Annotated in this window: 13 protein-coding genes and 1 tRNA gene; 5 read left to right on the forward strand and 9 right to left on the reverse strand. The window is 73.7% G+C overall.

Annotation, left to right across the window (positions count from 1 at the left end; genetic code table 11):
* Positions 1 to 23: 23 nt before the first annotated feature.
* The 4 genes from hutI to hutU form a co-directional block, all read right to left on the reverse strand.
* Positions 24 to 1,199: an imidazolonepropionase gene (hutI, locus tag C0216_RS27255; RefSeq protein WP_114057815.1), complete on the reverse strand. Its 1,176-nt coding sequence runs from the start codon at positions 1,197 to 1,199 to the stop codon at positions 24 to 26.
* Between the two features lie 268 nt (positions 1,200 to 1,467).
* Positions 1,468 to 2,823 carry a formimidoylglutamate deiminase gene (locus tag C0216_RS27260; RefSeq protein ID WP_174250471.1) on the reverse strand — a complete coding sequence of 452 codons (1,356 nt, stop codon included), beginning with the start codon at positions 2,821 to 2,823 and terminating at the stop codon, positions 1,468 to 1,470.
* Positions 2,814 to 4,004, reverse strand: coding sequence for an allantoate amidohydrolase (locus C0216_RS27265; protein ID WP_114058952.1), 1,191 nt, complete (start codon positions 4,002 to 4,004; stop codon positions 2,814 to 2,816). The genes C0216_RS27260 and C0216_RS27265 overlap by 10 nt, the downstream gene beginning before the upstream one ends.
* A gap of 17 nt (positions 4,005 to 4,021) precedes the next feature.
* On the reverse strand, positions 4,022 to 5,695 hold the full coding sequence (gene hutU / locus C0216_RS27270) for a urocanate hydratase (protein WP_114057816.1): 1,674 nt from the start codon (positions 5,693 to 5,695) through the stop codon (positions 4,022 to 4,024).
* 105 nt (positions 5,696 to 5,800) lie between these two features.
* On the opposite strand from hutU, the gene C0216_RS27275 reads away from it, so the two are divergent.
* Entirely contained in the window at positions 5,801 to 7,153 is a 1,353-nt protein-coding gene (locus C0216_RS27275; protein WP_114058954.1) for a diaminopimelate decarboxylase, read from the forward strand.
* 15 nt (positions 7,154 to 7,168) lie between these two features.
* Here the strand turns inward: C0216_RS27275 and C0216_RS27280 are convergent, their stop codons facing one another.
* A complete protein-coding gene (locus C0216_RS27280; protein WP_114057817.1) occupies positions 7,169 to 8,017 on the reverse strand; it encodes a MurR/RpiR family transcriptional regulator in 849 nt (282 codons plus the stop codon).
* Positions 8,018 to 8,423: 406 nt separating this feature from the next.
* Positions 8,424 to 9,806: a cystathionine beta-synthase gene (locus C0216_RS27285; RefSeq protein WP_114058955.1), complete on the reverse strand. Its 1,383-nt coding sequence runs from the start codon at positions 9,804 to 9,806 to the stop codon at positions 8,424 to 8,426.
* A 123-nt stretch (positions 9,807 to 9,929) separates the two neighbouring features.
* Between C0216_RS27285 and C0216_RS27290 the strand changes: the two genes are divergently transcribed.
* From C0216_RS27290 to C0216_RS27300, 3 genes are all read left to right on the forward strand, one after another.
* Positions 9,930 to 10,955 (forward strand): SGNH/GDSL hydrolase family protein, encoded by a 1,026-nt coding sequence (locus tag C0216_RS27290; protein WP_114057818.1) that lies wholly within the window; start codon positions 9,930 to 9,932, stop codon positions 10,953 to 10,955.
* Positions 10,956 to 11,114: 159 nt separating this feature from the next.
* Positions 11,115 to 12,335 carry an acetyl-CoA C-acetyltransferase gene (locus C0216_RS27295; RefSeq protein ID WP_114057819.1) on the forward strand — a complete coding sequence of 407 codons (1,221 nt, stop codon included), beginning with the start codon at positions 11,115 to 11,117 and terminating at the stop codon, positions 12,333 to 12,335.
* Between the two features lie 366 nt (positions 12,336 to 12,701).
* Positions 12,702 to 13,535, forward strand: a complete 834-nt coding sequence (locus C0216_RS27300; protein ID WP_174250558.1) for a hypothetical protein — start codon at positions 12,702 to 12,704, stop codon at positions 13,533 to 13,535.
* Here C0216_RS27300 and C0216_RS27305 read toward each other — a convergent pair.
* Positions 13,519 to 13,860: a hypothetical protein gene (locus C0216_RS27305; RefSeq protein ID WP_114057821.1), complete on the reverse strand. Its 342-nt coding sequence runs from the start codon at positions 13,858 to 13,860 to the stop codon at positions 13,519 to 13,521. The genes C0216_RS27300 and C0216_RS27305 overlap by 17 nt on opposite strands.
* Positions 13,861 to 13,960: 100 nt before the next feature.
* On the opposite strand from C0216_RS27305, the gene C0216_RS27310 reads away from it, so the two are divergent.
* Positions 13,961 to 14,191 carry a DUF4287 domain-containing protein gene (locus tag C0216_RS27310; RefSeq protein ID WP_114057822.1) on the forward strand — a complete coding sequence of 77 codons (231 nt, stop codon included), beginning with the start codon at positions 13,961 to 13,963 and terminating at the stop codon, positions 14,189 to 14,191.
* A gap of 123 nt (positions 14,192 to 14,314) precedes the next feature.
* Here the strand turns inward: C0216_RS27310 and C0216_RS27315 are convergent, their stop codons facing one another.
* Both C0216_RS27315 and C0216_RS27320 read right to left on the reverse strand, forming a co-directional pair.
* Entirely contained in the window at positions 14,315 to 15,163 is an 849-nt protein-coding gene (locus C0216_RS27315; protein ID WP_114057823.1) for a Bax inhibitor-1/YccA family protein, read from the reverse strand.
* Between the two features lie 380 nt (positions 15,164 to 15,543).
* Positions 15,544 to 15,625: transfer RNA gene (locus C0216_RS27320), tRNA-Leu, on the reverse strand.
* Positions 15,626 to 15,889: the final 264 nt, after the last annotated feature.

Consider the following 15,889-nt stretch of genomic DNA (forward strand, 5'->3'; position numbering starts at 1 on the left):
CGAGGTGTTCGGCCGCGGCCGGCTCAGGCCGCGCGCACCCCCCGCTGCCACACCGCGGAGACCAGCGGCACGCCCGGCCGGTACGCCAGGTGCACATGGCTCGGGGCGTCCAGCAGCGCCAGGTCGGCGCGCGCGCCCGGCGCCAGGACCCCGATGTCCGTACGCCGCAGCGCGCGGGCGCCGCCGGCGGTGGCCGACCAGAGGGCCTCGTCCGGCGTCATCCCCATGTCCCGCACGGCGAGCGCGATACAGAACGGCATGGAGCTCGTGTACGAGGAACCCGGGTTGCAGTCCGTGGACAGCGCGACCGTCGCCCCCGCGTCCAGCAGCCGGCGGGCGTCCGGCCACTGCGCGCGGGTCGAGAACTCGGCGCCCGGCAGGAGCGTGGCCACCGTGGTGTCCGCGGCCTGGGCGAGGGCGTCGACGTCGGCGTCGGTCAGGTGCGTGCAGTGGTCGGCGGACGCCGCGCCCAGTTCGACGGCGAGCTGCACGCCCGGACCGTACGAGAGCTGGTTGGCGTGCACGCGCGGGATCAGCCCGGCGGCCGCGCCGGCGGTCAGGATCGCGCGCGCCTGGTCGCCGTCGAAGGCGCCCTTCTCGCAGAAGACGTCCACCCAGCGCGCGTACGGGGCGCACGCCGCGAGCATCTCGCCGGTGACGAGGTCGACGTACCCGGCCGGGTCCTCGGCGTAGTCCGGGGAGACGATGTGCGCGCCGAGGTAGGTCACCTCCTCCGTGTGCGCGGCGGCGATGCGCAGGGCGCGGGCCTCGTCGGCGACGGTCAGGCCGTAGCCGGACTTGGTCTCGAAGGTGGTCGTGCCCTGCCGGCGTGCCTCGTCGAGGTGGCGGACCAGGTTCGCCTCCAGCTCGGCGTCGGACGCGGCGCGGGTCGCCGCGACCGTGGTGCGGATGCCGCCCGCGGTGTAGCTGCGGCCCGACATGCGGGCGTTGAACTCGGCCGTCCGGTCGCCTGCGAAGACGAGGTGGGAGTGGGAGTCGACGAAGCCGGGGATCAGGGCGCGGCCCTGGGCGTCGAAGGATGTGTCTGCCGGCGGGGCCTTGGCTGTGGGGCCGACCCAGGCGATGCGGTCGTCTTCGACGACGACCGCTGCGTTCTCGACCAGGCCGAGGGGGCCCTCACCCGATTCCGGGTCGTTGGTGACGAGGCTCCCGATATTGCCGATGACTGTAGTGCTCATGGGTTCCTTCCAGGGGTTTCCTTCCCCCACCCCGCCCCTTCCCGAAACCGGGGCTCCGCCCCGGACCCGCTGCCGCTGCACCTCCGGCGGGGCCGAGCCCACGGACTCCGCCCCGCCCCCCGTTCCGGGCGCTCCGCGCCCGTGCGCTCAGTCGCCGCGCGGGCTGGATACGCCCGCCCCGGCGGGCCGGAGCCGGCCCCGCCGGTGATGGAAGGCGCAGGGCGTGGGGCGGAGCCCTGCGGGTCCGGTTGCCGGGGTGGGGTGGGGGTCAGGTGCGGACTGCGGCGATGGAGGCGGACAGGGCCGACGGGACGTCGGGGACCAGGGTGTGGGCGCCGTCGCGGACGATGTGGCGGCCGCCGACCACCGTGTGGCGGACATCCGCGGCCGAGGCCGCGAAGACGGCCGTCTCGGCGCCCAGCCGCGGCAGGGGGCCGGCCGTGCGGACGCTGTCCAGGGCGATGGTGGTGAAGTCGGCCAGTGCGCCCGTTTCCAGGCGGCCCGCGTCGGGGAGGCCCAGCGCCGCGTGACCATCCGCGGTGGCGGCAGTGAGCAGCGCGTCGGCGGTCCAGTGCCCCCGCGTCCGGCTGCGGAGCCGCTCGTCCAGTTCCATGGCGCGCGCCTCCTCCAGCAGGTCGATGACGGCGTGGCTGTCGCTGCCCAGCGACAGCGGGCTGCCCGCCTGCTGGAGGCGGACCGCCGGCCCGATCCCGTCGGCGAGGTCCCGCTCGGTGGTGGGGCACATGCAGGTGCCCGTCGCGGTGCCGCCGAGGAGCGCGATGTCCTCGTCGGTGAGGTGGGTGTTGTGGACGCCGGTGGTGCGCGGCCCGAGCACCCCGTGGTCGGCGAGCAGCCGGGTGGGCGTGCAGCCGTGGGCGGCCAGGCAGGCGTCGTTCTCGGCGGTCTGCTCGGACAGGTGGACGTGCAGCGGGGCCTGCCGCTCCTCGGCCCAGCGCGCGACGGTGCCCAGCTGGTCGGCGGGGACGGCGCGCACGGAGTGCACGGCCGCGCCGATCAGGGCGTGCCCGCGCGGCACCAGCGCGGAGGCCCGTTCGGCCCAGGCGTCGGCGGTGCCGTCGGAGAACCGGCGCTGGTGCTCGGTGGGGGCCTGCCCGAAGCCGGAGGACAGGTAGGCGGTGTCGAGGAGGGTGATGCGGATGCCGGCGGCCGCGGCGGCCTCGATGAGGGCTTCGCCCATGGCGTTGGGGTCGGCGTACGGGGTGCCGTCCGCCTGGTGGTGGAGGTAGTGGAACTCGCCGACGTTGGTGATGCCGGCGAGCGCCATCTCCGCGTACACGGCCCGGGCGAGGTCGTGGTACGTCTCGGGGGTGAGGCGGTGGGCGACCTTGTACATGACGTCGCGCCAGGTCCAGAAGGTGCCCGAGCCGACCTGGACGGTGCCGCGCAGGGCCCGGTGGAAGGCGTGGGAGTGGGCGTTGGCGAGGCCGGGGAGGGTCAGGCCGCGCAGGACCTCCGCGCCGGGCGGCGGGGCGGCGGCCCCGGTCCGCAGGGCGGCGATCCGCCCGTCGTCGGACACGTCGAGGGCGACGCCCGGCTCGACACGGGTGCCGAGCCAGGCGTGCTCCAGCCAGTACGTCTTCACCGTGCGCAGGGTCAGTGACACGCCAGGCCTTCCAGTACGTCGGCGAGGGCGAGGACTCCGGCGACGCAGTCGTCCTCGGGGGCGAACTCCAGCGGGGAGTGGGAGACGCCCGTGGGGTTGCGCACGAACAGCATCGCGGTGGGGACGGACGCGGAGAGGATTCCCGCGTCGTGTCCGGCGCCGGTGCCGAGGACGGGCACGGATCCGCCGAGGATCCGGTTGATCTCGTCGCGCAGGGCGTGCTCGAACTCGACGACCGGGGTGAAGGACTCGCGGACGACGGCGAGGTCGACGCCGTCCTTGTCGGCGCGCTCGCGGGCGGCCTTCTCGATGGCGGTGACCACCGTGTCGAGGGTGGCCTGGTCGGCGGCGCGGGAGTCGAGCCAGCCCCGTACGAGGGAGGGGATGGCGTTGACGCCGTTCGGCTCGACGGAGACCTTGCCGAAGGTGGCGACGGCTCCGGCGAGCGCTGCCTCCGTACGGGCGGCCAGGACGGTCTCCGCGTAGGTGAGCATCGGGTCGTGCCGGTCGACGAGGCGGGTGGTGCCGGCGTGGTTGGCCTCGCCGCGGAAGTCGAACCGCCAGCGGCCGTGCGGCCAGATGGCGGAGGCGATGCCGACGGCGTCGCCGGACAGGTCGAGGGCGCGGCCCTGTTCGACGTGGAGTTCGACGAAGGCGCCGATACGGGCGAGCCGTTCGGGGTCGGGCCCGATCGCGTCGGGGTCGTACCCGGCGGCCTCCATGGCCTGGGGCAGGCTGATCCCGTCGGCGTCGCGCAGCTCGTACGCCTTCTCCTTGGTCAGCTGCCCGGAGGTGAGGCGGGAGCCGACGCACGCGAGGCCGAAGCGGGCGCCTTCCTCGTCGCCGAAGTTGACGATGGCGAGGGGCCGCCTGAAGCGGGCCCCGCGGGCGCGCAGCTCGTCGAGTGCGGCGAAGGCGGAGACGACGCCGAGGGGGCCGTCGAAGGCGCCGCCGTCGGGCACGGAGTCGAGGTGGGAGCCGGTGACGACGGCGTCGCCGGCGGCGGGGTCGCCGAGCCAGGCCCACTGGTTGCCGTTGCGGTCGGTCTCGACGTCGAGGCGGCGGGCCTCGGCCTGCATCCGGAACCAGAGCCGGCAGTCGGCGTCCGCTCCGGTCCAGGCGTAGCGGCGGTAGCCGCCGGAGGCGTCGCTGCGGCCGAGGGGCCGCAGCGACGCCCACATGGCGTGGAAGCTCTGGCTCACGCGGAGGCTCCGGTGTCGCCCTCGCGCATCGGGACGCGCACGCCCTTGGCGTCGGCCACGGACTCGGCGATGTCGTAGCCGGCGTCGACGTGCCGGATGACGCCCATGCCGGGGTCGTTGGTGAGGACGCGGCGGACCTTCTCGCCGGCCAGCGGGGTGCCGTCGGCGACGGTGACCTGGCCGGCGTGGATGGAGCGGCCCATGCCGACGCCGCCGCCGTGGTGGAGGGAGACCCAGGAGGCGCCGGACGCGACGTTGACCATGGCGTTGAGCAGGGGCCAGTCGGCGATGGCGTCGGAGCCGTCGAGCATGGCCTCGGTCTCGCGGTACGGGGAGGCGACGGAGCCGCAGTCGAGGTGGTCGCGGCCGATGGCCAGCGGGGCGGCCAGTTCGCCGCTCGCGACCATGTCGTTGAAGCGCTCGCCGGCCTTGTCGCGCTCGCCGTAGCCGAGCCAGCAGATGCGGGCGGGCAGGCCCTGGAAGTGGACGCGCTCGCCGGCCATCTTGATCCACCGGGCGAGGGACTCGTTCTCCGGGAACAGGTCGAGGATCGCCTTGTCGGTCTTGGCGATGTCGGCGGCGTCGCCGGAGAGGGCGGCCCAGCGGAAGGGGCCCTTGCCCTCGCAGAACAGCGGGCGGATGTAGGCGGGGACGAAGCCGGGGAAGGCGAACGCCCGGTCGTAGCCGGCGAGCCGGGCCTCGCCGCGGATGGAGTTGCCGTAGTCGAAGACCTCGGCTCCGGCGTCCATGAAGCCGACCATGGCCTCGACGTGCCTGGCCATCGACTCGCGCGAGCGGGTGGTGAAGCCCGCCGGGTCCTTGGCCGCGTAGGAGGCCATGTCGTCGAAGTCGACGCCGGTCGGCAGGTAGGCGAGCGGGTCGTGCGCCGAGGTCTGGTCGGTGACGATGTCGATGGGGGCGCCCTCGGCGAGCATCTGCGGGAGCAGCTCGGCGGCGTTGCCGAGGAGGCCGATGGAGAGCGGCCTGCGCTGGTCGCGGGCCTCGGTGGCGAGCTGGAGGGCGTGCGCGAGGGAGTCGGCCTTGACGTCCAGGTAGCGGTGCTCGATGCGGCGCTCGATGGCGCGCGGGTCGCAGTCGATGCAGATCGCGACGCCGTCGTTCATGGTGACGGCGAGCGGCTGGGCGCCGCCCATGCCGCCGAGGCCGGCGGTGAGGGTGATGGTGCCGGCGAGGGTGCCGCCGAACTTCTTCGCGGCGACGGCCGCGAAGGTCTCGTACGTGCCCTGGAGGATGCCCTGGGTGCCGATGTAGATCCAGGACCCGGCGGTCATCTGGCCGTACATGGTCAGGCCCAGCTGCTCCAGGCGGCGGAACTCCTCCCAGTTGGCCCAGTCGCCGACGAGGTTGGAGTTGGCGAGGAGGACGCGCGGCGCCCACTCGTGCGTCTGCATGACGCCGACGGGGCGGCCGGACTGGACGAGCATCGTCTCGTCCTGCTTGAGGGTGCGCAGGGTGCGGACCATGGCGTCGAAGGAGCGCCAGTCGCGGGCGGCCTTGCCGGTGCCGCCGTACACGACGAGCTTGTCGGGGTGCTCCGCGACCTCGGGGTCGAGGTTGTTCTGCAGCATCCGGAGGGCGGCTTCCTGCTGCCACCCCAGGGTGCTGAGCTCGGTGCCTCGCGCGGCCCGTACGGGGCGGGGTCCTGACATGGCGATGCCTCCAGACGCTGTGGGTAATTCCATTCACATCTTCACCGGCTGAATAGTTCCAGTCAACAGCTGCGGGCGGGCGCGCCGGGTGGTGGGATGGCGGACATGGCTGCCGACACGCACGCGCAGGGCGCCGCCGAGCGCCGGGACCTGGCCGTCCGGGCCGCCGTCGAGCAGGGCCTCGTGGGCGGGGCGGACTCCGCGCCGCCGCTGGTCTGCCTGCTGGACACCGCCGGGATCCGCGCCTCCGCCGCCGCCCTGGCCGGTGCCTTCGCGGCCGCCGCGGCGCCCGGGACGCCCGTCCTGCACGCCTTCGCGGTCAAGGCCGCGCCGCTCGTCCCCGTCCTGCGGCTGCTCGCCGACTGCGGGCTGGGCTGCGAGGTCGCCAGCCCCGGCGAGCTGGCCCTGGCCCGCGCCGCCGGCGTGGGCCCGGAGCGGACGGTCCTGGACTCCCCCGCCAAGACGGCGGCCGAGCTGCGCGAGGCCCTCGCCCTCGGCATCGCCGTCAACGCCGACAGCCGGCAGGAGCTGGAGCGGCTGGACGCGCTGGTCGCCCAGCACCCGACGGCCTCCCCGATCGGCGTACGGATCAACCCGCAGACGGGCGCCGGCGCCATCGACGCCCTCTCCACGGCCACCGCCACCTCGAAGTTCGGCATCGCCCTGCGCGACGAGGGGGCCCGTGCCTGGCTGGTGCGCGCCTTCCTGGACCGCCCCTGGCTGACCCGGCTGCACGCCCACTCGGGCTCCCAGGGCGTCCCGCTGCCGCTGATCGCCGAGGGCGTACGGGAGCTGCACGCGCTGGCCGAGGAGATCAACGCGGCGGCCGGGCGCCGCCAGGTCGACACCCTCGACATCGGCGGCGGCCTGCCCGTCGACTTCACCTCGGACGCGCACGCTCCCACGTACGCGGACTACGTCGCCGCGCTGCGCGAGGCGGTCCCGGCCCTGTTCGACGGCTCGTACGGGCTGGTCACCGAGTTCGGGCGGTCGCTGCTGGCCAAGCACGGCCTGGTCGTGGCGCGCGTCGAGTACACGAAGAGCACCGGCGGGCGGCCGATCGCCCTGACGCACGCCGGCGTCCAGCTGGCCACCCGCACGGTCTACGCGCCCGCCGCGTGGCCGCTGCGGATCCTCGCCTACGACGGCAAGGGCGCCCCGAAGCAGGGCCCGCCCGTCGCCCAGGACGTGGCCGGCCCGGCCTGCTTCGCCGGCGACCTGCTGGCGACCGCACGGGAGCTGCCCGAGCTGGCGCCGGGCGACCTGATCGGCGTCCCTGACACCGGCGCCTACTTCTTCACGGCCCACTACGGCTACAACAGCCTGCCCCGGCCGGCCGTCCACGGCTTCACCGTGGACGGCTCGGGCGGGGTGTCCTTCCGTACGGCCCGCCGGGCGCAGACCCTGGCGGACCTGGCGGCGGAGGCCGGCGCGGACCTTGCGGAACCCCTCGGCTGACCGTCCCGCGCCCGCCTACTCGACGAACAGGCCTCGGGCCGCGGCCCGCGCGTCGAAGGCCTCCAGCCTCGCCTGCGCGTCGGGCAGCGCGTCGGCCATCGCCTCCAGCAGCACCCGCCCCAGCAGCATCGGCGCGCAGGCGGTGTCGAAGGCCAGCCCGGTGCCGACCGGCGCCGGGATCAGCAGGTCGGAGACGCGGGCGACGGGCGCGAACGGCGACTCGGCGACCGTCACCACCGTCAGCCCCGCCTGCCGGGCGTGCTCCAGCGCCTCGGCCACCTCGCGGGGGTGGCGGGGCAGGGCGAAGCACAGCAGCGCGGAGGCGCCGGCGCCGGCGGCCGCGTCGATCCGGTCGGCGAGCATGGAGCCGCCCTCGTCGAGGAGCCGCACGTCCGGGTGGACCTTGGCGGCGAAGTACGCGAACCCGCGGGCCTGCGAGGACGCCGCCCGCAGCCCCAGCACGGGCAGCGGCACCGACGCGGCGAGCAGCCGGCCCGCCTCCTGGACCGGCGAGGGGTCGGCGAGCATGGCCGAAAGCTGCCGCAGGTTCTCGATCTCCCCCTGGACGGCCTGCTGGTACTCGTTGTAGGCGTCCTCCTGTTGCTCCTCCGCCCGCTCGGCGGGCGGGGCCACCTCCCGCAGGTGCCGGCGCAGGGCCGGGTAGCCGTCGAAGCCGAGGGCCACCGCGAACCGCGTCACCGAGGGCTGGCTGACGCCGGCCAGCTCGGCGAGCTCCACGCTCGACAGGAACGGCACCTCGGTGGCGCCGCGCACCATGCAGTGCGCGATCCGCCGCTGGGTGGGCGTCAGCCGGTGCCCCTCGAACAGCCTCTGCAGGCGCGCCGCCGGGCTGTCGCTCGTCATCCCGACCCTCCGTCCCCGTACGTATTCAGTCACGGAGCACTCTGCATGCGTCTATGCAGGCACGGCAACCCGCGGCCGCTCCGCGAGACGGGCGGGCCGGGCGCGGAGGGGGCGGTCCGGGGCCGGAGAACGCGGGGACCGCCGCACCCTCGGGGTGTGCGAGGGGCGGGACGACGGCGGTCCCCGCGCGGGACACGGGCCGGGTCAGGGCCGTCCGCGTCCGTGGCGCCGCAGGTCCGGGAGCCGCTCCGGAGGTGTGCAGACGCCGTTCCGTGGCGCCGGCCGGGGCCCTCGCCCCTGCCGACACCCACCACTGTGCCCTGCGCGTGTTAAGCCGGTGCTGCCGCCGCGTGTCGGGCCCGTGCCGATCGCACGAAGCCCCGGCACGCGGCCGGCAGCGCCGCCGTCACGCGTTCTTCGCGAGGAACGCGAGCAGGTCCTGGCGGCTGACGACGCCGGTCGGCTTGCCCTCGACCAGCACGATCGCCGCGTCGGCCTTGCCCAGCGCGGCCATCAGGTCGGAGACGGGCTCGCCGGAGCCGACCTGCGGCAGCGGCGCGCTCATGTGCTTCTCCAGCGGGTCGCTCAGCGCGGCGCGCTGCGCGAACAGCGCCGCGAGCAGCTCCTTCTCCACGACGGAGCCGATGACCTCGGCGGCCATGACGTCCGGGTGGCCTGCGCCGGGCTTGACGACCGGCATCTGGGAGACGCCGTACTCGCGCAGCACCTCGATGGCCTCGCCGACGGTCTCCTCGGGGTGCATGTGCACCAGGGAGGGCATGTCGCCCTCCTTGTCGGCGAGGACGTCGCCGATGCGGGCGGCGGGGCCGGCCTCCTCCAGGAAGCCGTGGCCGGCCATCCACTCGTCCGAGAAGATCTTGCTCATGTAGCCGCGGCCGCTGTCCGGGAGCAGGACGACGACGACGTCGTCCGGGCCGAGGTTCTCGGCGGCGCGCAGCGCGGCGACGACGGCCATGCCGCAGGAGCCGCCGACGAGGAGGCCCTCCTCCTTGGCGAGGCGGCGGGTCATCTGGAAGGAGTCCTTGTCGGACACGGCGATGATCTCGTCGGCCACGTTCCGGTCGTAGGCGGTCGGCCAGAAGTCCTCGCCGACGCCCTCGACGAGGTACGGGCGGCCCGAGCCGCCGGAGTAGACGGAGCCCTCCGGGTCGGCGCCGATGACCTTGACCTTGCCGCCGGACACCTCCTTCAGGTAGTTGCCGGTGCCGGAGATCGTCCCGCCCGTGCCGACGCCGGCCACGAAGTGCGTGATCCTGCCCTCGGTCTGCTCCCACAGCTCGGGGCCGGTGGTCTCGTAGTGCGAGCGCGGGTTGTTCGGGTTGCTGTACTGGTCCGGCTTCCAGGCGCCGGGCGTCTCGCGGACGAGGCGGTCGGAGACGTTGTAGTAGGAATCCGGGTGCTCCGGGTCGACCGCGGTCGGGCACACCACGACCTCGGCGCCGTACGCCCGCAGCACGTTGATCTTGTCCATCGACACCTTGTCAGGACAGACGAAGATGCACTTGTAGCCCTTCTGCTGGGCCACGATGGCGAGTCCTACACCGGTGTTGCCACTGGTCGGCTCCACGATGGTGCCACCGGGCTTGAGCGCACCGCTCTGCTCGGCGGCCTCGATCATCCGGAGGGCGATGCGGTCCTTCACGGAGCCGCCGGGGTTGAAGTACTCGACCTTGGCAAGGACGGTGGCCTGAAGGCCTTCGGTCACGCGGTTGAGCTTCACCAGCGGGGTGTTGCCGACGAGGCTGATCATCGAGTCGTGGAATTGCACCATGTTCTCCAGGGATGGGACTCCACGGGTTCTCCGGGAGACATGGCCAGAGTATGCGGAAAGGGATTGGCGGACGGGCGGTACGGGGCAGGAAGGTCGACGAGGACGGAGGTGGCGTGAAGGGTGTCCAGAGCAAGGACGGCCCGCCGGATCGCGGCGGGGGCGGCGTACGGCGGGGGCGGGCTCGGCCTGGTCGGGGTCGCCGCCGTGGGGCTGGTGCTGGCGGAGGTCCAGTTCGCCAAGCGGACGGTCGGCAGCGGCCTGCCGGACCCGCCGCGCGCGGACGGCCTGTACGGCGGCGGGTTCTGCGGCAGCGGGCTGGACCCAGGGCCGCTGCGGCTCGCGATGATGGGCGACTCGACGGCCGCCGGGCTGGGTGTCCACCGGGCGCGGCAGACTCCGGGGGCGCTGCTGGCGTCGGGGCTGGCGGCGGTCGCCGAGCGGCCGGTGGAGCTGCGGAACGTGGCCCTGTCCGGGGCGATGTCCGACGACCTCGACCGGCAGGCCGGGCTGCTGCTGGACGGGGACGCGCCGCCGCCGGACATCTGCGTGATCATGATCGGGGCGAACGACGTGACGCGCCGCATGCCGCCCACACAGTCGGTGCGGCACCTCACCTCGGCGGTGCGGCGGCTGCGGCTGGCGGGCACCGAGGTGGTCGTCGGGACCTGCCCCGACCTGGGCACGATCGAGCCGGTGTACCAGCCGCTGCGGTGGCTGGCCCGGCGGGTGTCGCGGCAGCTGGCCGCGGCCCAGACCATAGGGGCCGTCTCGCTGGGGGCCCGCACGATCTCGATGGGTGACCTGCTGGGCCCGGAGTTCGCGGCGAACCCGCGCGAGATGTTCGGCCCTGACTCCTACCACCCGTCGGCCGAGGGGTACGCGACCGCGGCGATGGCCATCCTGCCGACGGTGTGCGCGGCGCTGTCCCTGTGGCCCGAGTCGGACCGGCTGGAAGTGAGCCGGGACGAGGACATGCTGCCGGTGGCCCAGGCCGCCTCGGCCGCAGCCGGCCAGGCGGGCACGGAGGTCACCCCGGCCCGCGGCCCGTGGGCCCTCCTGAAACACCGCCGCCGACGCCGCGTCCCGGCGGAAGACGCCGGCCCGGCCCACCCCCCGGCCACCCTCACCCACTCCCAGGACCCCTGACCGGCCAACGCGCCATCCGCCCCCCGCACACCCCCGGACCAGCCCCCGGACCCTGCGGAGCGACCGGCATCACACGCCCCACCCGGTGACCAAGACCGTACGGGCCGGTAACTTCGCATGCGGTCCGCAATGAGCCGCAACTCACCCCTTGGAGCCCCGATGCCCGAAGCCGTCATCGTTTCCGCCGCCCGCTCCCCGATCGGGCGCGCCTTCAAGGGGTCCCTCAAGGACGTCCGCCCGGACGACCTCACCGCGACGATCATCCAGGCCGCCCTGGCCAAGATCCCCGAGCTGGACCCGCGGGAGATCGACGACCTGATGCTCGGCTGCGGCCTCCCCGGCGGCGAGCAGGGCCACAACCTGGCCCGCATCGTCGCGGTGCAGATGGGCATGGACTACCTGCCCGGCACCACGATCACCCGCTACTGCTCCTCCTCGCTGCAGACCTCCCGCATGGCCCTGCACGCGATCAAGGCGGGCGAGGGCGACGTCTTCGTCTCCGCCGGTGTCGAGACCGTCTCCCGCTCGGTGAAGGGCACCTCCGACGGCCTGCCCGACACGCACAACCCGCTGTTCGCCGAGGCGGAGGCGCGGACCGCCGAGGTCGCCCAGTCCGAGGGCTCGACGTGGCACGACCCGCGCGAGGACGGCCTGATCCCGGACGCGTACATCTCGATGGGCCAGACCGCCGAGAACCTGGCCCGCCTGAAGGGCGTCACCCGCCAGGACATGGACGAGTTCGGCGTCCGCTCCCAGAACCTGGCCGAGGAGGCCATCAAGAACGGCTTCTGGGCCCGCGAGATCACCCCGGTGACCACCCCGGACGGCACGGTCGTCAGCAAGGACGACGGTCCGCGCGCCGGGGTCACCCTGGAGGGCGTGCAGGGCCTGAAGCCGGTCTTCCGCCCGGACGGCCTGGTCACGGCCGGCAACTGCTGCCCGCTGAACGACGGCGCCGCCGCGCTGGTCATCATGAGCGACACGAAGGCGCGCGAGCTGGGCCTGACCCCGCTGGCCCGGATCGTCTCCACCGGCGTCACCGCCCTCTCCCCGGAGATCATGGGCCTGGGCCCGGTCGAGGCGTCGAAGCAGGCCCTGAAGCGGGCCGGCCTGACGGTCGGCGACATCGACCTGTTCGAGATCAACGAGGCGTTCGCCGCGCAGGTCATCCCCTCCTACCGGGACCTCGGCATCCCGCTGGAGAAGCTGAACGTCAACGGCGGCGCCATCGCCGTCGGTCACCCGTTCGGGATGACCGGTGCCCGCATTACCGGCACCCTGATCAACAGCCTCCAGTTCCACGACAAGCAGTTCGGCCTGGAGACGATGTGCGTGGGCGGCGGCCAGGGCATGGCGATGGTGATCGAGCGGCTGAGCTGAGCCGCAGCGGAGGGTAGGGGTCGCCCGAGGAACGAGGGCGGCACCTGCCCGCAGCGGAGGCGAAGCCCAGCGCGACCAAGGGTGCGAGCGGCTGAGTGAAGCGCCTCGTTTGCCCTGGTCCGGGCCTCCTGGGGCGCCGGGATCCAATCCTTCCGCGGCCGACCTGTGACCGAATCTCCCCCAGGATGTGACAAACATCCTGGGGGTTCGGCATTTTCGCAGCTCAGGCGGGGTATGCCGCTCTCCTGTGTGACGAACGCCCTGTCCATTTCGTGACGTAATGCACTGCACGCCATTCCCAGGTCGGGACACTCTGATGTAGGAAGTCGGGGGATCGAGTCAATCAGGAGTTAGTCAGTGAGCGCCATGTCTCTTGCCCTGCTGCTGACCACGGCCGCCGCCGCGGCCGTGGGCGCTGCTGCGCTGCACGCCGTCCACGGCCTCCGCAAGCAGGTCACCGCCCTGCGGGGCGAGCTTGCCGTCCCGTCCCGGCCGCGCGGTGCGAGCGTCCCGCACGCCCGCGGCGCCGCGGAGTCCCCTGCCGCCGAGATACGGGCCGCCGTGGCGGAGGCCCTGGCCGAGGAGCGCGAGCGCGAGCTCGCCGAGGCGCGGGCCTTCTGGGCCGCGCAGGAGGCCCGCGAGGCCGCCGAGGCCTCGCCGACCTTCGCGGGCGACGCCCCGTCCCTGCTGGGCGGGCTCCCGGGCCTGGCGGACGACGGCCCGGTCTTCCTGCCCCGCCAGGCGGATCTGGTGGGTCTGGAGCCGGTGCTGGGCGAGGAGGTCGCCGACGAGTACCCGGAGGATTCGGCGGAGCTGGCGGCCGCGCGCCGCCGCCACCCCTCGCACCCGGACTTCGTCCCGTCGCAGCCGGTGTCGGCCGGCGCGGACCACGAGCGCACGGTGAACCGCCTGGAGGAGCTGGCGGAGGCCCGTACGGCGCTCGCGGACGTCCGTCCGGGCCCCCTGGGCACGCTCGACGTGTACGTGTTCACGGACGGCACGACGCTGTGCATGACGCCGGGCCACCGCGAGACGGCGGAGCGCCTGGCGGAGGCGCTGCGCTCGGGCACCGCGCCGGTCCTGCTGGGCGGCTCGGGTATCTCGGGCGCCTACGCGCTGACGTTCTCCTGCGGCGGTGACGCGCAGGACCCCGACAACAACGTCTACATCCTGGCGGACCGCGTCATCGCGTCGCTCTGACCTCCGCCTGCTCCACCAGCCGCACGGCCTCGTCCAGCATCTCGGACGGGGCCTTCGCGGTTTCCGGGGCGGCGCGCAGGGCCTCGGCGAGGTCGGTTCCGGCGACGGCGACCTGGTCGCCGACGGCGAAGACGCCCGCGTCGGGCATGGTGTGCGCCGGAGCCGCCCCGTCCGGCGCTTCGAGCCGCTGGGCGCGTACGGACAGCTCGCGGGCCAGTTCGAGCGCCTCGGCGGCGGCTCCGCGCTGGAGACGGCTCTGCGGCATGGCGCGCAGCCGGTCGGCGAAACGTTCGACGGCGTCGGTCAGGGGCGAGGTATCGAGCACGCGGCCGACCTTACGCGTGGGGGCGGCGCCATTGCCAACGGCCGGACTCTCCGGCACGGTGACGGGAAGGGAACAGCACGGCCACACCCCGGAGGCGCCCATGTCCGTAGAGTTCTCCGAGCAGACCCACCGCAACATGATCGACAGGATTCCGCAGACGACCGGCCGCGAGGTCGCGGACTGGCTCCGCACCGTGGACGAGGGTCCGTCCCTGGTCCGGTTCGAGGAGAAGGTCAGCTGGCTGCGCGGCGCGCACGAGCTGTCGTACGGCCAGGCCAAGGCGATCATCCACGAGTACGACCTGCGCAGGGCCGCCCGCAGGTTCGGCTGATCCTCCGTCCCCCTCCCTGCCCCCACCCGCCCGGTCTGCACCGGAACGCGGGAAGGCCCCGCGAGCGTCGCGCTCGCGGGGCCTTCCCGGTGGTGCCGGCGGGCCCTGCCGGGCCCGGTCCTGCTAGTCGTCCCCGGAGAGGATCTGGAACAGGCGCAGCATCTCCAGGTAGATCCACACGAGGGTCAGGGTCAGGCCGAAGGCGGCGAGCCAGGCCTCCTCGCGGGGGGCGCCGTAGGCGATGCCGTCCTCGACCTGCTTGAAGTCCAGGGCGAGGAACGCGGCCCCGAGGATGACGCCGATGATGCCGAACAGGATGCCGAGGCCGCCGCTGCGGAAGCCGAGGCCGTCACCGCCCGCGAACACCGAGAACAGCAGGTTCGCGGCCATCAGCAGGATGAAGCCCATGGCCGCGGCCATGACGAAGCCGTAGAACCGGCGGTTCACGCGGATCCAGCGCATCTTGTACGCGAACAGCACCGCGGCGAAGACGCACATGGTGCCGAGCACGGCCTGGATGACGACACCGGCACCGAGGTAGGTGCTGGTGGCGGCGCTGATGACGCCGAGGAACACGCCCTCGAACGCCGCGTAGCCCAGGATGAGCGCCGGGGACGCCTTGCGCTTGAAGGCCTGGACGAGGGCCAGGACCATGGCGACGAGCGCGGCGCCGATCGCGATGCCGTAGGACTTGCCGATGTTCGCCGGGTCGACCGGGAGGGCGATCCAGGCGAGCGTCGCGGTGAGGATGACCGTGCCGAGCGTCATGGCCGTGCGGCTCACGACGTCGTCCATGGTCATCGCGTCGACGCGGGCGGGCGCCTGCGGCATCCCGGTGGCCGGGTCGGTGGCGTAAGGATTCGTCGCGTACGGGTTGGCCCCGGCCTGCTGGTGCTGCACGTCGAAGCCCGCGTAGGCACCGTTGTCGCGGCTGAACCCCCGTCGCGAGAAGACCGGGTTACTGCTCCTCATCTCACTCCTCCATGGCCACCTTGCGCGGCCTTGCAACAAGAGTAATGCGCTAGCAAAGAAATCACCCTACTGCTGGAGGAGGATCTTAGGAGAAGGACGGGCGGCGCGCAGGGGCATAACCGCCGGTCGGCGGCGCGGCGGGCGGGCCGGGCAGCGGGACGGGGGTGGCGGCGGGGACACAGGAGGCGGTCGGAGGCTCGGGGGGCTCCGGCGCCGCATGAGGCGGCCGGGGCGCATGAGGCGGGTTGCGTCGGGGGCAGGGCAGGCCGGTCGGCGTACGCCGGCGCGCGGGCGGGGCCGCGGACGGGGCCGCGGGCGGGCCGGAAACGGAATGAGGCCGAGCCACCGGGTGTTCGCGGGTGGATCGGCCGAAGTGGGAGTGCCCGGAGCCGGACTTGAACCGGCACGACCTCAAGGCCAGCGAGGTTTAAGCTCGCCGTGTCTGCATTCCACCATCCGGGCATGGGAGCCGGCGCCTCGGAAAATCAACCGGACGCCGGACCGAGCCTATCGGGAATGCCCTGGTCGGGGACGGGCACACTTTCCTATGTTGTCTGATTTTATTGGCGCTTGAGTGTCCGTCAGGCCGGAGAACGCGGGGTCGGCCCGTTGCGGCACCGACGACCGGCCATACGGGAATGACGGGATTTCGATGGCCCCCGCCGGCCTCCGCGCCACCTGTCCGCCACCCCGGGCCACCCCACCCCCGCCGGCCCGCACCGGCCC

Source organism: Streptomyces globosus (assembly GCF_003325375.1).
GTDB classification, from domain to species: domain Bacteria; phylum Actinomycetota; class Actinomycetes; order Streptomycetales; family Streptomycetaceae; genus Streptomyces; species Streptomyces globosus_A.

Excerpts from the sequence above, each read along its gene's own strand:
- hutI (WP_114057815.1), bottom strand. The coding sequence starts at position 1,199 with ATGAGCACTACAGTCATCGGCAATATCGGGAGCCTCGTCACCAACGAC.
- C0216_RS27265 (WP_114058952.1), bottom strand. The coding sequence starts at position 4,004 with ATGTGGGCGTCGCTGCGGCCCCTCGGCCGCAGCGACGCCTCCGGCGGC.
- hutU (WP_114057816.1), bottom strand. The coding sequence starts at position 5,695 with ATGTCAGGACCCCGCCCCGTACGGGCCGCGCGAGGCACCGAGCTCAGC.
- C0216_RS27275 (WP_114058954.1), top strand. The coding sequence starts at position 5,801 with ATGGCTGCCGACACGCACGCGCAGGGCGCCGCCGAGCGCCGGGACCTG.
- C0216_RS27280 (WP_114057817.1), bottom strand. The coding sequence starts at position 8,017 with ATGACGAGCGACAGCCCGGCGGCGCGCCTGCAGAGGCTGTTCGAGGGG.
- C0216_RS27295 (WP_114057819.1), top strand. The coding sequence starts at position 11,115 with ATGCCCGAAGCCGTCATCGTTTCCGCCGCCCGCTCCCCGATCGGGCGC.
- C0216_RS27300 (WP_174250558.1), top strand. The coding sequence starts at position 12,702 with ATGTCTCTTGCCCTGCTGCTGACCACGGCCGCCGCCGCGGCCGTGGGC.
- C0216_RS27310 (WP_114057822.1), top strand. The coding sequence starts at position 13,961 with ATGTCCGTAGAGTTCTCCGAGCAGACCCACCGCAACATGATCGACAGG.
- C0216_RS27315 (WP_114057823.1), bottom strand. The coding sequence starts at position 15,163 with ATGAGGAGCAGTAACCCGGTCTTCTCGCGACGGGGGTTCAGCCGCGAC.